Below are 14,452 nucleotides of genomic sequence, written 5' to 3'. Positions count from 1 at the left end.
ATCCGCAAGTCTCATTCATATGAGGCTTGCGGTTCTTTTATGCTGGAGGTGGATTTCCCATCATATCGGTCTTTGAAAGTTTGAATGAACTTTTGAGACGCTTTTGATGTGTAATGGTCTTTGTGCCAGATCAACACGGACTCTGCTTTGATGTTGATATCCATAAAGAGATAACTTTTCAGATTGCTGAATTCGAAAGCCTTGAGAGTCGATGATGGAACGATCGTAGCCCCCATGCCCGAAGAGACCAAAGATAGGAGCATAGTCGGTTCTGGACATTCACATACGACATGAGGCTCAACCCCATGCGCTCGGATTTCATCTAAGATGAGCTCGAACTGACCGGAACCTTTGACTCTATGAAGTAGCATCAAAGGCATGTCCTTTAACACTTCAAATCCTACTTGCCCGTCTGTCTGCTTGATTTCCCAGGAGTCTGGAACTACAAGGACGTAAGGTTCAGAAGGTAGAGGGAAGGTGTGAAAGTCTTCCGATTGAAACGGGAGTCTGACTACAGCCAATTCTATGTCCCTGTTTCGGATCGATTCTTCCATAAGGAACGTATCCCCTTCACGCAATTGGTATGTAATAGAAGGGTAATTGAAGGTGAATTGGTTCAAAACAGAACGGAGGTAGGAAAAGCAGGATTTGTTGGCACCTATGCAAATCTTTCCCCGTATCCCTTCGCTCGTTTCCTTCACCTCAATGATTGCCTCATCAAATGAAGAGATCAAGTCAGCAGCTTTTTTATATAGAGCTTCCCCTGCTTTGGTCAATTCAAGTCTACGACCCTGCCGATCAAACAACTTCATGTTCAATTCTTCTTCCATCAGTTTGATTTGCTGACTCAATGGAGGTTGTGCCATATGTAATTTTTTTGCAGCTCTCGTCACTTGTTTCTCATCAGCAACCGCTTGAAAATAACGCAATTGTTTTAAATCCATCCCTTATTCGAGACCTCCTTGAGTATATGAAAAAAATATAAAAATCCAATATTATAGATATTTTTAATATATTTTTGGCTGTGATAATTTGAATATACAGAGTTTATTGAATTTTCGCAAACATAAATGTAGGGGCTTACAAAATGCGAGGAGGAGGAAGATGATGAGCCGTGTAAATGTCGAACATGACTTGCGTCAAACACTTCAGACGAGTACGAAGGATATCAAACTATATATCGATGGAAAGTTCGTCGACGCAGAATCCAAGGAGCAGTTCGAAAACTTGGAGCCTTTCACGAATGAAAAAATCAATGCCGTCGCTTCTGGTCAAAAAGAAGATGTGAACAAAGCTGTTCTAGCCGCAAGAAAAGCATTCAAAGGGGAATGGGGCAGTTTGAAATTACAAAAACGGCTGGATTATGTCTATCGTATTGCTGATGCGATCGATCGGCATGTCGATGAACTGGCTTCATTGGAATCGTATGATACCGGTCTGCCGATTTTTCTCACGAAGAAAATGGTCAGTCGTGCTTCCAGAAACTTCAGGTTTTACGCCGAAATGGTTTCCGCGCGTATGGTCGGGGATGCTTACCGGGTAGATGATGATTTTCTGAATTATACCATCCATAAACCAGTAGGAGTTGCAGGTCTGATCACGCCTTGGAATGCGCCATTCATGCTGGAAACATGGAAGATCGCTCCTGCGCTGGCAACAGGCAATACAGTAGTTTTAAAACCGGCAGAATGGTCGCCGCTGACCGCTGACAAGCTTGCTCAAATCATCGACGAAGAAGTCGGTCTTCCGGAGGGAGTTTTCAATGTCGTCCACGGCTTTGGGGAAACAGCCGGCGCTTCTTTAGTTGCCCACGAAGATGTGGAGTTGATTTCTTTTACAGGAGAAACGAGTACGGGTTCGGAAATTATGAAAAATGGAGCGGATTCACTGAAACGGTTTTCGATGGAACTTGGCGGGAAATCACCGATCATCATTTTTGATGATGCGGATTTGGAGAGAGCCTTGGATGCTTGTACGTGGGGGATATTCTCCTTCAATGGAGAGCGGTGTACGGCCAATTCGAGGTTGTATGTCCATGAAAATATAGCAGAAGAGTTCATCGACTCTTTAAAAGAAAGAGTAAGCAAGATCAAGGTCGGCGATCCATTGGATGAAGAGACTCAAGTTGGTCCTTTGATTCACAACGATCATTACGAGAAGGTCAACAGTTACATCGAGCTTGCTGAGAAAGAAGGGTGCAGGGTCTTCCAAGGGAAAGTACCAGAAGAATACAGCCGAGGTCATTTTATTCCGCCTACGATTCTTTTGAATGCTGACAATTCTATGAAGGTGGTTCAGGAAGAGATATTCGGACCTGTTCTTACTGTCATGACTTTCAGAGATGAAGAGGAAGTCATTGAAAAGGCGAATGATGTCCGTTACGGATTGGCCGGGTATGTATGGACGAAAGACCTACAGCGGGGCCACCGGGTCGCACAAGCTGTGGATGCAGGCATGTTGTGGATCAATTCTCAGAATGTCCGTGATCTGCGTACTCCGTTCGGTGGTGCGAAACATAGCGGGATCGGCCGCGAAGGTGGGTACTATGCGTTCGAATTCTTTACAGAAACACAGGTCATCCACGTCGCCTTAGGAGAACACCCGATCCCTCAGTTTGGAAAATAAAAGCATTTATAAGGAGGAGATGACATGCCAGCGAAAACAGGTGCTGAATATATCGAACGTTTAAAAAAAGCCAAAAACAACATCTACATCCATGGGGAACGAGTCGATGATCCAACAACTCACCCAGCTTTTAAAAATGTGATCCAATCGATGGCGAAGTTATATGACAAGCAGTATGAAAAACCGGAGAAGATGCTTTACACGTCGCCTCAAACGGGAGACAAAGTAGGGATGACCTTTTACCGTCCAGAGTCCATTGAGGATTTGATCAAAAGGAGAGAAGCCATTCAGGAGTGGGCCAGGCTATCAGGCGGGATGATGGGGCGGTCCCCGGATTATTTGAACGCAGAAGTGATGGCGATGGGTGTAGCCAACGATTTATTTGCAGAAGCGGATCCGATGTTTGCTGAAAATGCGAAAAATTATTATGACTATGCGCGCGAAAATGATATCAGCTTGACCCATACGTTGATTCATCCCCAAGTCAACCGCGAAAAAGCCCAGCATGAGCAGAAAGACGCTAATGTTGCGCTGCATTTGGTAGAGGAACGTTCGGATGGGATCATCGTGGATGGCGCTAGGCTGCTGGCCACCCAGGGCGGCATTACAGATGAGATTCTCGTATTCCCTTCAACGGTAAAAAAAGCTGGAGAGCTGGATGATCCATATTCATTAGCCTTCGTAGTGCCAAACAACACTGACGGTCTTAAATTCATAAGTCGTGAGTCGTTTGATTATGGAAGAAATGAATGGGATCACCCATTGAGCAGCCGGTTTGAAGAAGGGGATGCCATCGTTTATTTCGATCATGTTTTTGTGCCATGGGAGAAAGTGTTTGTTTGTGGGAACTCGTCCATATGTAATCGCACGTTCCAGGAAACGAATGCTGTGGTCCATATGTCTCACCAGGTCGTCGCTAAAAACATCGTCAAAACCGAATTCGTCCTAGGCGTCATCTTGAGTGTCATGGAGGCGATCGGAATCGATAAGTTCCAACACGTCATGGACAAAGGAACTGAAGTGATGCTCATCCTCGAAAATATGAAATCTCATTTATTCAAAGCGGAGCATAATGCGAAGCTGGATCGATGGGGTACGATGACTCCGGATTTTGAAGCCTTGAATGCAGCGAGGAACTGGTACCCGAGAGTTTATCCAAGAATGACAGAGATACTTCGTATCCTCGGGGCATCCGGTATGATGGGTATTCCTACAGAAGCAGACTTCCATCATGAAGAAATCGGTCCTCTGATCGACCGAGCTCTTCAATCGAAAAACCTTAACGGGTATGACCGTGTCAAGTTGTTCCGTCTAGCCTGGGATGTCACGATGAGTGCATTCGGGAACAGGCAGACCCATTATGAATATTACTTCTTTGGTGACCCAGTCAAAATGGGAATGACCTATTTTGACCAGTTTGACAAAGAACCTATGAAAAATTATGTAGAGGATTTCTTGAAAAATATAAAACCTTCAAAAACAAATCTTTCGAGAGTGTGAGGAGGGAATTCGATGAGTTTCGATATTATTCGTTCAGGCAGAGCCGTACTCCATGTAACCAATTTGGAAGAGTCTAGAAAATTTTATGATGCCCTCGGTTTTATTGAGACAGAAAGTACCGATTCGGAAATTTATTTAAGAGGGTTGGAAGAACACAACCACCACAGCCTGCTCCTTAAGAAAAAAGATACGCCATCCGTTGAAGTCATCAGTTACAAAGTGAAATCAGACGAGGATTTGGAATTCCTGGCCTCCAAACTCGAGCAGGAGGGGAACCAAATCAGGTGGATGGATAAAGGGGAACAAAAAGCGGTAGGGAAAGCATTTCGCTATCAGGACGTCTCCGGATTACCAGTTGAATTCTATGCACAAATGGACAGTGTTGAAAGGAAGCTTCAACAGTATCATTTGTATAAAGGGGCGAAAGTGCAGAGGATCGATCACTTCAACTGCATGGTATCAGATGTGGAGCAGGCCCATGACTATTATATTGGAAAACTGGGGTATGCCTGCTCAGAATACACGGCCAGTGAAGAAGATAACATCTGGGCTACTTGGCTTCATCGGAAACCAAGCGTCCATGACGTCGCCTTCATGAATGGTCCCGGACCAAGACTTCACCATATAGGATTTTGGCTGAATGATCCTATGAGTTTGATTCATGGCTGCGATGTTTTAGCTTCTTTAGGATATGGTCCCAATATCGAAAGGGGGCCAGGGCGGCACGGACTTTCCAACGCCTTCTTCCTTTATGTGCGTGATCCGGACGGGCATCGGATTGAACTCTATAATGGAGATTATTTCACCGGTGATCCGGACTTCAAGCCTGTACGATGGGACTTGAACGATCCAATGAGGCAGACGTTCTGGGGACATGAGGCTCCGGATAGCTGGTTTGATGAAGCGATGGAGGTATTGAATGTCCACACTGCTGAAAAAGTAGAAACAAAGAAAGCGAAGTTGAAGAAGAGGAAACCGACATTTGTTATATGACCTCAGGAAGAAAAAATGAAGCAAGAGGTGATCAATATGGATGACCGCATGTTCAGAACGGCCATGGGGAAATTCGCTACAGGAGTGACTGTCATCGCTTCGGAACTGGATGGAGAAGTGCACGGTATGACAGCGAATGCCTTTATGTCTGTTTCTTTAGACCCGAAGCTGGTCTTGATATCGGTTGGGACTGACGCGAAAATGAACAAAATCATACAAGAATCTCAAAAGTTTACGGTTAATATCTTGTCAGGCTCTCAAAAGGAAATGTCTATGATCTTTTCCGGACAAATAAAAGAAGAGCGGAAAGTCGATTTCGATATTTTTGAAGGATTGCCGGTAATTGAGAATTCGTTAGTGAGTATGGCTTGCAGCGTCTATGAAACTTTTGAAGCTGGTGACCATACCCTTTACGTCGGAGAAGTCATGAACCTTAGTCTCAAGGATGGCGAACCCCTGACTTTTTTTGAAGGAAAATATAAGCAGATGATTTGAAGACCAAATGGAGTGCTGAGGAGGAATAGAATGAAAGATTATACTGAAATCAAATCAAGACTAAAAGGTTCGATCACCCCTGTCATTACACCATTCAAATCAAACCATGATATCGATTATGATCGTTTTGCGGAATTGATACAATTTCAATTGGAAAATGGTACGCATGGAATATCCGTAACTGGAACTTCCGGAGAACCTAGTTCCCTCACCTTGGAAGAAAGAGAACAGGTGATGGAAACAGCGATGAAAACCATCAATGGCAGAGTCCCGTTTGTGCCTGGAACAGGATCGACCAATCATCAGGAAACGATGCGGTTGACTAAAAAAGCGGAGGAATTGGGTGCTGATGCAGCGATGGTCATAGTCCCGTATTATAATAAACCCAACCAGCAAGCGCTCTATAAACATTTCAAAACGGTGGCTGACTCCGTCGAAATCCCCATTATCATTTACAACATCCCGGGGCGGACGGCAACCAACCTTCATGTGGATACATTGGCAAAACTCAACCGGGATTGTCCGAACATCATCGGCGTGAAAGAGTCGAATAAGGATTTTGAACATGTCAATCGCGTACTCGAGAGGTGTGGGAGGGACTTCCTTCTATTCTCGGGGATCGAACTTCTCTGTTATCCGATGCTTGCCATTGGCGGAGTCGGCTCCGTAAGCGCCACCGCGAATGTATTACCTGGAAAAGTGGCTCAAATGCATGATGCCTGGTTCGAAGGAGATGTCCAAACAGCACAAAAGCTCCACTATGAACTCATGGAACTGAACGACGTTTTATTTAAGGATACCAACCCGGCCCCTGTGAAAGCGGCGCTGGGGATGATGGGCAAAATCGAACCTGTCTTAAGACTTCCGATGGATCTGCCGTCAAAAGAATTACAGCAGGAAATACAGGAAACGTTAGAGAAATATGGAGTTTCCCTGCAATATGCTTAAACCAGAAAGAGGAACCCGTTGTGGGTTCCTTTTTCACTAGAGACTCAATCTGATGAACCTCCATTTAAACGAGGGATGCAGGAATTTTCTCAATAATTTCCCCTGGGCAATTGTCACAGGTATTTCTCCACGTGCGTATGATGAATGGAAACGAGGAGGGATAGAAGTGCAATCGCAGGCAAAATCAGCTAGATCCGGCAAGATCAACATCGTGTTGAATGAATCACGAGCGGCAGCCGCTGAGCTCCCGCAAGCACAACCTAAACCCAAAACGGCCACTCCCTTTCGTAGAATCGATGAATTCTTTTCTACTATTATAGGTATGGAAGATTTGAAAGTTCGAATAAAAGAAATTTATGCGCAGGTCCTGATTGCAAAGAAAAGAGAAGAAATCGGCCTGAAGTCCAACCGTCAAGTACTGCACATGGTCTTCAAGGGCAACCCGGGCACTGGAAAGACGACGGTGGCACGTATGGTGGCTCAAATCTTCAGTGAGATGAACGTTCTCGAAAAAGGGCATTTCATTGAAGCGGACCGTAGCGATCTTGTAGGTGAATATATAGGCCACACAGCTCAAAAGACGAAAGATTTGATACAAAAAGCGCTCGGTGGTGTTTTATTTATCGATGAAGCCTACTCTTTGGCGAGAGGTGGAGAAAAGGATTTCGGAAAGGAAGCAATCGATACGATCGTCAAATGCATGGAAGATCACCACAATGAATTGATCATCATATTGGCCGGGTACCCTGAAGAAATGGAAGACTTTTTAAAAATCAATCCCGGTTTAGCCTCCCGATTCCCCATCCAGCTTTCCTTTTCCAATTATAATGCCAGTGAACTGGGGGCCATCGCACAAGAAATGCTGAAGGAAAGGGAATACTGCCTTACCAAAGATGCAGAACGTAAGCTTCACCAGCATCTGTCTTTTGTGTGCCATCATTCTTCAAGAAATTTTTCGAATGCAAGGTATGTGAGGAATGTGATTGAGGAAGCCATCCGCAAGCATGCGTGGCGCGTGATCTGCAGTCTGGATCAAAAAAAATCGGCACTCATGACGCTCCATGTCGAGGATTTCTCTGATCTAAACCATACCAATACAAACCATTAATGGTTCGTGATGTCTATTGGACCTGATTTTTGGTATGATGGAAAGGAATGCAGGTGCAGAAAAGAAGGTGTTAGCATGAAGGAAAAAGAACAAGTCATACTTGTAGCAAGGAAAGATCCCCAGGAAAAAGAAGAGCGTTTTCAGTCTTCTTTGGAGGAGCTTCAATCGTTGACGGAGACGGCCAACGGAGAAGTGCGTAAAATCATGACTCAGAAACGCGACCGGGTCCACCCGGCTACATATTTAGGCCAAGGAAAATTGGAAGAGATCAAAGAAGCTGCTGAAGAAGTCGAAGCTGACGTGATCATCTTCAATGACGAGCTTTCTCCAGGTCAGTTGAGAAACGTCTCCAATTACGTGGAGCGTAGGGTTATCGACAGGAGTCAATTGATCCTGGATATTTTCGCAGGCCGCGCACGCACCAAAGAAGGTAAGCTTCAAGTGGAACTTGCTCAATTACAGTATTTACTCCCCCGCCTTGCTGGACAGGGAACGGAGCTTTCTCGTCTTGGAGGAGGTATCGGAACGAGAGGTCCTGGTGAAACGAAGCTTGAGACGGACCGCAGACATATCCGGAGAAGAATTGACGACATCAAAAAACGTCTCGATTCCGTCGTAAAACAACGGGATCAATATCGTTCCCGCCGCAAAGAGAACCGCGCGTTCCAAATCGCTATCGTAGGTTATACCAATGCAGGGAAGTCGACGTTCTTCAACCGGGTCACAGAAAGTGATTCCTTCGAAGAGGACTTGCTGTTCGCGACCTTGGATCCTTTGACACGGCAGATGAAACTCCCGTCAGGATTCCAGGCGCTTGTATCTGACACCGTCGGATTCATCCAGGATCTGCCGACGACGTTGATCGCAGCGTTCCGTTCAACATTAGAAGAGGTGACGGAAGCGGACTTCATCCTTCATATGGTCGATGCTTCACACCCTGATCATCTTCAGCAGGAAAAGACGGTGCTGAAACTATTGGATGATTTAGGTGCCACTCACCTCCCGATGCTGACGGTTTATAATAAGAAGGACTTGATTCAGGGTGATTTCATTCCGGATGCCCATCCATCCCTCACCGTCAGTGTCCATGATCCCATTGATTTGAAGCGGATCTTGAATCATATCGAATTGGTTTTGAAGGATGAATGGGATGAGTATGATCTTTTCATACCAGCTTCAGAAGGGAAGCGGCTTCAAACATTCAAGAAGGATACGCTCATCACTTCGATGAACTTTTTAGAAGACAAAGAAGGATATGCTCTACATGGATTCATCCATCCAGAGCATCCACTCAAACATCAGATTTTATAAAGGTAGGAACAACAGCATGGATATACAAACATTGAAACAACAAACGGAAGAACACATTGCACCTAAGCATATAGAAGTGAACCGCATCGTGGAAACGAATCAGGAAAAGGTTCTCCGTGCCTTTCAGCAGCTTCGTGTGAGTGATTCCCATTTTAATCCGACGACCGGTTATGGGTATGACGATTTTGGTAGGGACACGCTGGAGCGTTTATATGCTGAAATTTTTTCAGCTGAAGATGCGCTGGTCAGGCCACAGCTCATTTCTGGTACACACGCGATTACGACCGCTTTGTTCGGTGTGTTACGTCCAGGGGATGAACTACTGTATATCACAGGGGAGCCTTATGACACGTTACATGATGTCATCGGAAAAGAAGGAAAAAAAGATACGGGCTCATTGAAGGATTTCGGAGTGAGTTACCGAGCTGTCCCTTTGACGACTGAAGGAGATTTTGATGTCCAAGCCATTGAACAATCGATAAACGAGAAGACAAAAGTCGTCGCGATTCAGAGGTCGAAAGGGTATGAAGACCGCCCATCCTTCACAATCGATGAAATTGAGAAGATGATTCAAAAGGTTCGTGACGTGAAGAAGGATGTCATCGTATTTGTCGATAACTGCTACGGAGAATTCGTGGAAACAAGTGAACCGCTTGAAGTGGGGGCAGATTTGATCGCAGGCTCCTTGATTAAAAATCCCGGCGGAGGAATTGCCCGTATGGGAGGATATATTGCAGGGCGGGAAGATTTGATTGAGCTTTGCGGTTACCGTTTGACTGCTCCTGGCCTCGGTAAGGAAACAGGAGCGAGCTTGAACAGTCTGCAGGAGATGTACCAGGGGATTTTCCTGGCCCCTCACGTTGTCGGAGAAGCGATGAAAGGTGCCATTTTCACAGCGAAGTTCCTTGATTCTCTTGGCTTCAACACCAATCCGGCTTATGACGCGAAGCGGACGGATCTGATCCAATCCGTCAATTTTGAAACGGCTGATCAAATGGTTCGTTTTTGTCAATCGATCCAACAAGCCTCGCCTGTCAATTCCCACGTCCTGCCGCAGCCGAGCCCTATGCCTGGTTATGACGATGATGTCATCATGGCAGCAGGCACATTCATTCAAGGTGCGAGCCTTGAGTTGACAGCGGATGGACCGATCCGTCCACCCTATACGGCTTTTGTTCAGGGTGGGCTTACTTACGCGCATGTCAAGATTGCTGTCACTCAAGCGGTAGAGCGCCTCGTAAAGGAAGAAGTCGTTAAGTTGAAAACCGTAAAGGGGTAATCCTGTTGAGGGATTTTCCCCCGATTATAGCCACACTGTAGGCATTCGCCTTTTATGTAAACTTTCCTTACATTCGTTGACATATTTCCTGCTTGACGTATAATATAAAGTATCATTTCTTATGGGGAGGAGGCACATCGATGAGTGATGAGATTCGTCGTTCTATGCCATTATTCCCGATGGGGATTGTTCAATCATTAACCGATCTTACAGCTCGGCAGATCCGTTATTATGAGCAGCATGAACTTGTTAATCCTGCTCGTTCTGAAGGGAACCGCCGTTTATTTTCCTTCAATGACGTCGATAAGCTTTTGGAAATCAAAGATCTTATCGAACAAGGCGTCAATATGGCGGGGATTAAACAAGTCCTCAAGATGAAGGATCAGCCGGAGAATGAAACGTTTGACGAAGGTCGTGTCAAGGAGGTTCACAAAGAACTATCTGAGAAAGAACTTCGTCGGATGCTGCAACAAGAACTTTTCACCGCGGGAAATCACAAGAAATTAGGAATCAGACAGGGAGAATTATCTCGATTTTTCCATTAAATCATGTTGAGAGGAGAAAGTGGAATGGGTTTAACGAAAAAAGAGATTTATAAAAAGATTGAAGAGGAAAACGTAAAATTTATCCGTTTGCAATTCACAGATATGTTGGGGACGATTAAAAATGTAGAAATTCCTTTAAGCCAGCTGGACAAAGCGCTTGAAGGGATGATGATGTTCGATGGTTCATCCATCGAAGGATTTGTACGTATTGAGGAATCTGACATGTATTTGGTTCCGGATATCGATACGTTTGTAGTATTCCCATGGACTTCTGAAAAAGGGAAGGTGGCTCGCTTCATCTGTGATATTTACAACCCAGACAAGACTCCATTTGAAGGCTGCCCTCGTTATAATCTGAAACGAAACCTGAAGAAAATGGAGAAACTTGGTTTTTCTGCTTTCAACATTGGTACAGAACCGGAATTCTTCCTGTTCAAATTGGATGAAAAAGGCGAACCTACTATGGAATTGAATGATAAAGGCGGATATTTCGACCTTGCACCAACCGATCTTGGTGAAAACTGCCGCCGCGATATCGTGCTTGAACTTGAAGAAATGGGCTTTGAAATTGAAGCTTCCCACCATGAAGTGGCGCCAGGTCAACATGAAATCGACTTCAAATATTCTGATGCGGTGAAGCATTGTGATGACATTCAAACATTTAAGCTTGTTGTTAAAACGATTGCTCGAAAGCATGGTCTTCATGCAACATTCATGCCGAAGCCTCTTTTTGGTGTGAACGGTTCTGGAATGCACGCGAACATGTCTTTATTTAATGAAAATGGAAACGCTTTTTATGATGAAAAAGGAGACAAGGAACTATCTGAGGTTGCATATCAATTTACGGCAGGAATCATTAAGCATGCTACAAATTTCACTGCCATTACCAACCCTACAGTAAACTCCTATAAGCGTTTGGTACCGGGGTACGAAGCTCCTTGTTACGTTGCTTGGTCCGGACGTAACCGCAGCCCACTCGTTCGTGTACCGACGTCACGTGGTTTAAGTACACGTATTGAAGTCCGGAGCGTCGATCCTTCTGCCAACCCTTATCTAGCAATGGCTGTACTTCTGGCAGCAGGCCTTGATGGTGTTGAAAATAAATTGCAGGCACCTACTCCAGTGGACCGCAACATCTATGTCATGGACAAAAAAGAACGTGAAGCTCACGGGGTCAAAGACCTTCCGGCGACTCTTTACGATGCATTGGTAGAGCTTCAGCAAGATCCGATCATGGTCGAAGCTCTAGGTGAGCACCTGTTTGAACACTTCATTGAAGCGAAGGAAATCGAATGGGATATGTTCCGTACTCAAGTGCACCCTTGGGAGCGCGAACAGTATTTACAAATGTATTGATTTCACTAAACCTCCGCAGCGGATGCTGACGGAGGTTTTTTTCGTGTGAAATATAATAGAATTCATTCCTACATATTGTCAGTATACAAACGACCTCTTCTTTCATATAATAAAAATAAGAACAAATGTTCGTGATAAGAGGTGAGTGGAAATGGAAACACTATATAAACGGTCCATGGAAGAAAAGATAAAACTAGAAATGATCTATGTGACGAAACAGGGGGAACTTTCACAAAGGACGGTGCGCATCATAGAAGTACGGAATAGTCACATCCTCGCTTATTGTTTTTCAAAACGCCAAGTCAGAAGTTTCTTAAAGGAAAACGTTCTGTCTGTTTTACCTGTTCAAAAACGTGGACGGAATATAGGAGCATGATCATAAGTCAGATTAAGCCCAAGAACCCTCATTTCATTTCGGAAGAGGGTTCTTTTTTACTAAAAAGAGCGGTTTGATTGTGAAACCGTAAAAACTTTGAAATACTTATACTAGAATAAAATGGTAAAGGAGGGGTACAGTGGCACGTTTAGTCTGTTTCGGTGACAGTATTACCGCGAGGAGAGAAGGGTTTTCAACATCCATGCTCACGACGAAACTTGCTGAACAGCTAGAAACGTTCGAAGTTTTCAATGAAGGGAAGTCAGGCGGAGATACATGTGATGCACTTCAGCGCATAGAAGATGTCCAACAGCATGACCCGGATGTCGTCACCGTTCTATTCGGCAGCAACGATGCAGCCTTTCATAAAATGGTAGACCTCGATACATATAAAGCCAACCTCATAGAAATCGTCCGGAGACTCCAACCGGCAAAATCAATATTGATCACTCCTCCTCCTGTTGACGAAGATATGCAAGTGGCAAGGACGAATGATGAATTGGAAATCTACGGGAGAGCAGTGAAGGAAGTGTCAAAAGAAACAGGGAGCGACTGTATCGATCTTTTTTCGGAAATGATTTCTATGAATGACTACAAAGAGATTCTTCACGGCTCACTCAATGATGGGCTTCATTTCGGTGAAAAGGGCTATAACGTACTGGTTCCAATGATTGTTGATAAACTCCAAAGCATCGATCTTGATTCTGATATTCAACTCTAATGCAAGATTTGAAAACTTATTTGCGGGAGGAAGGGTGGGAGATGGAAGCAGCCTTATCGAATCGTTTCATTGAATTTGCGCGACTGGAATGTGATGGTTCCAGTCCGTTATATAAAGCTCTATCGATGGAAGTTGGTTCAGATCCTGATCTGCTGGAATTATGCTCCAACGCCAAAGAAGGTCAGCCTGTTCCGAATTTGCTCTTCGGCGCGGTCCATTATTTATTACATAATTCGCACCATCCATTGAGGAGGTATTATAAAAGCCTCGTTGAAAGTCCTTTACAGGAAGAAGACGCTTTTCCCCATTTCAAAGATTTTTGCCGGCAATATGAAAATGAGATTCAGAACCTGCTGAAGACAAAACGTGTACAGACCAATGAAGTCAGAAGGTGCGCTTACCTTTATCCAGTGTTTTGTCACATTCATGAGCAGACGGGAGCTCCATTATCTATGATTGAAATCGGATCGAGCGCCGGACTTCAAATGCTATGGGATCACTATTGCTATTCATATGGGGACGGGCAATCCTATGGGAACCCACATTCACCCGTCCATCTGGCCTCGGAGGTCCGGCGCGGTTCCAGGCCTCACTTCAGGAAAGGAAGTCCACCAGTGGCTTCTCGAGTCGGGATCGACTTACACATCAGTGATTTGATGGATCCCGAACAATGCCTATGGTTAAAAGCTTTAATCTGGCCTGAACACGAGGAGCGGAGAGTTCTGTTTGAGCAAGCTGTGGACCAATTCAAGAAACATTCGCCGAGACTGTTGGAAGGCGATGGTCTGGCATTGCTAAAAGAAGAAGCGAGTCATGCGCCGGAAGGAAGTGTACTGTGCATTTACCATACCCATGTGGCAAATCAAATGCCTGAATTCGTCAAAGAAAAGCTGTTAAAAACGATTCAGGAGATTGGCAGGAGAAGAGATATTTTTCATGTGTATAACAATATTCATGACCGGAAACTGCACGTGGATTCAATAATAGAAGGGCATGAACATTCACAAGTGATGGGGGAAACAGATGGTCATGGTCGCTGGTTTGATTGGCATCTATCCTCCTGAAAAGAGGGGATTTTTTGATTAAAAAAATGAAGACGGCTTACTGCTGATGCGTTAGGATCGTCTCGAAGATACAAATTGGAGAAGGGTGTCGCGCGCAATCAAACTAAGAGCTAATTAGTTTGGCACCCATT

Annotated in this window: 14 protein-coding genes; 13 read left to right on the top strand and 1 reads right to left on the bottom strand. The window is 44.7% G+C overall.

Annotation, left to right across the window (positions count from 1 at the left end):
* Positions 1-11: 11 nt before the first annotated feature.
* Positions 12-944, bottom strand: coding sequence for a LysR family transcriptional regulator (locus LCL89_RS04050; RefSeq protein ID WP_224807868.1), 933 nt, complete (start codon positions 942-944; stop codon positions 12-14).
* A 163-nt stretch (positions 945-1,107) separates the two neighbouring features.
* Between LCL89_RS04050 and hpaE the strand changes: the two genes are divergently transcribed.
* From hpaE to LCL89_RS03985, 13 genes are all read left to right on the top strand, one after another.
* Positions 1,108-2,625 carry a 5-carboxymethyl-2-hydroxymuconate semialdehyde dehydrogenase gene (gene hpaE, locus LCL89_RS04045; protein ID WP_224807867.1) on the top strand — a complete coding sequence of 506 codons (1,518 nt, stop codon included), beginning with the start codon at positions 1,108-1,110 and terminating at the stop codon, positions 2,623-2,625.
* Positions 2,626-2,649: 24 nt separating this feature from the next.
* Positions 2,650-4,125 (top strand): 4-hydroxyphenylacetate 3-monooxygenase, oxygenase component, encoded by a 1,476-nt coding sequence (hpaB, locus tag LCL89_RS04040; protein ID WP_224807866.1) that lies wholly within the window; start codon positions 2,650-2,652, stop codon positions 4,123-4,125.
* Between the two features lie 12 nt (positions 4,126-4,137).
* Positions 4,138-5,118, top strand: coding sequence for a 3,4-dihydroxyphenylacetate 2,3-dioxygenase (gene hpaD / locus LCL89_RS04035; RefSeq protein ID WP_224807865.1), 981 nt, complete (start codon positions 4,138-4,140; stop codon positions 5,116-5,118).
* A 36-nt stretch (positions 5,119-5,154) separates the two neighbouring features.
* Positions 5,155-5,613: a flavin reductase family protein gene (locus LCL89_RS04030; protein WP_224809561.1), complete on the top strand. Its 459-nt coding sequence runs from the start codon at positions 5,155-5,157 to the stop codon at positions 5,611-5,613.
* 30 nt (positions 5,614-5,643) lie between these two features.
* Positions 5,644-6,561: a 2,4-dihydroxyhept-2-ene-1,7-dioic acid aldolase gene (gene hpaI, locus LCL89_RS04025; protein WP_224807864.1), complete on the top strand. Its 918-nt coding sequence runs from the start codon at positions 5,644-5,646 to the stop codon at positions 6,559-6,561.
* A 166-nt stretch (positions 6,562-6,727) separates the two neighbouring features.
* Complete coding sequence (locus LCL89_RS04020; RefSeq protein WP_224807862.1) at positions 6,728-7,669, top strand: AAA family ATPase; 942 nt, start codon at positions 6,728-6,730, stop codon at positions 7,667-7,669.
* Positions 7,670-7,744: 75 nt separating this feature from the next.
* Entirely contained in the window at positions 7,745-8,980 is a 1,236-nt protein-coding gene (hflX, locus tag LCL89_RS04015; protein ID WP_197315997.1) for a GTPase HflX, read from the top strand.
* A 16-nt stretch (positions 8,981-8,996) separates the two neighbouring features.
* On the top strand, positions 8,997-10,259 hold the full coding sequence (locus tag LCL89_RS04010) for a methionine gamma-lyase family protein (RefSeq protein WP_224807860.1): 1,263 nt from the start codon (positions 8,997-8,999) through the stop codon (positions 10,257-10,259).
* Positions 10,260-10,399: 140 nt separating this feature from the next.
* The gene (locus tag LCL89_RS04005) at positions 10,400-10,804 is read left to right on the top strand and encodes a MerR family transcriptional regulator (RefSeq protein WP_197315999.1); all 405 of its coding nucleotides are present in this window, start codon (positions 10,400-10,402) and stop codon (positions 10,802-10,804) included.
* A 24-nt stretch (positions 10,805-10,828) separates the two neighbouring features.
* Positions 10,829-12,160 carry a type I glutamate--ammonia ligase gene (gene glnA, locus LCL89_RS04000; RefSeq protein WP_197316000.1) on the top strand — a complete coding sequence of 444 codons (1,332 nt, stop codon included), beginning with the start codon at positions 10,829-10,831 and terminating at the stop codon, positions 12,158-12,160.
* A 151-nt stretch (positions 12,161-12,311) separates the two neighbouring features.
* Entirely contained in the window at positions 12,312-12,536 is a 225-nt protein-coding gene (locus LCL89_RS03995) for a hypothetical protein (RefSeq protein WP_224807858.1), read from the top strand.
* A gap of 139 nt (positions 12,537-12,675) precedes the next feature.
* On the top strand, positions 12,676-13,257 hold the full coding sequence (locus tag LCL89_RS03990; protein ID WP_197316002.1) for a GDSL-type esterase/lipase family protein: 582 nt from the start codon (positions 12,676-12,678) through the stop codon (positions 13,255-13,257).
* 41 nt (positions 13,258-13,298) lie between these two features.
* Entirely contained in the window at positions 13,299-14,321 is a 1,023-nt protein-coding gene (locus tag LCL89_RS03985; protein WP_224807857.1) for a DUF2332 domain-containing protein, read from the top strand.
* Positions 14,322-14,452: the final 131 nt, after the last annotated feature.

It is taken from the genome of Halobacillus yeomjeoni (assembly GCF_020171525.1).
In the GTDB taxonomy this organism is placed as follows: domain Bacteria; phylum Bacillota; class Bacilli; order Bacillales; family Halobacillaceae; genus Halobacillus; species Halobacillus yeomjeoni.
This window is presented reverse-complemented; position numbering and strand designations above follow the sequence as displayed.

What these genes read in the sequence shown, in the direction of transcription:
- LCL89_RS04050 (WP_224807868.1), bottom strand. Translation starts at nt 944, where the DNA reads ATGGATTTAAAACAATTGCGTTATTTTCAAGCGGTTGCTGATGAGAAA.
- hpaE (WP_224807867.1), top strand. Translation starts at nt 1,108, where the DNA reads ATGAGCCGTGTAAATGTCGAACATGACTTGCGTCAAACACTTCAGACG.
- hpaB (WP_224807866.1), top strand. Translation starts at nt 2,650, where the DNA reads ATGCCAGCGAAAACAGGTGCTGAATATATCGAACGTTTAAAAAAAGCC.
- hpaD (WP_224807865.1), top strand. Translation starts at nt 4,138, where the DNA reads ATGAGTTTCGATATTATTCGTTCAGGCAGAGCCGTACTCCATGTAACC.
- LCL89_RS04030 (WP_224809561.1), top strand. Translation starts at nt 5,155, where the DNA reads ATGGATGACCGCATGTTCAGAACGGCCATGGGGAAATTCGCTACAGGA.
- hpaI (WP_224807864.1), top strand. Translation starts at nt 5,644, where the DNA reads ATGAAAGATTATACTGAAATCAAATCAAGACTAAAAGGTTCGATCACC.
- hflX (WP_197315997.1), top strand. Translation starts at nt 7,745, where the DNA reads ATGAAGGAAAAAGAACAAGTCATACTTGTAGCAAGGAAAGATCCCCAG.
- LCL89_RS04010 (WP_224807860.1), top strand. Translation starts at nt 8,997, where the DNA reads ATGGATATACAAACATTGAAACAACAAACGGAAGAACACATTGCACCT.
- LCL89_RS04005 (WP_197315999.1), top strand. Translation starts at nt 10,400, where the DNA reads ATGAGTGATGAGATTCGTCGTTCTATGCCATTATTCCCGATGGGGATT.
- glnA (WP_197316000.1), top strand. Translation starts at nt 10,829, where the DNA reads ATGGGTTTAACGAAAAAAGAGATTTATAAAAAGATTGAAGAGGAAAAC.
- LCL89_RS03995 (WP_224807858.1), top strand. Translation starts at nt 12,312, where the DNA reads ATGGAAACACTATATAAACGGTCCATGGAAGAAAAGATAAAACTAGAA.
- LCL89_RS03985 (WP_224807857.1), top strand. Translation starts at nt 13,299, where the DNA reads ATGGAAGCAGCCTTATCGAATCGTTTCATTGAATTTGCGCGACTGGAA.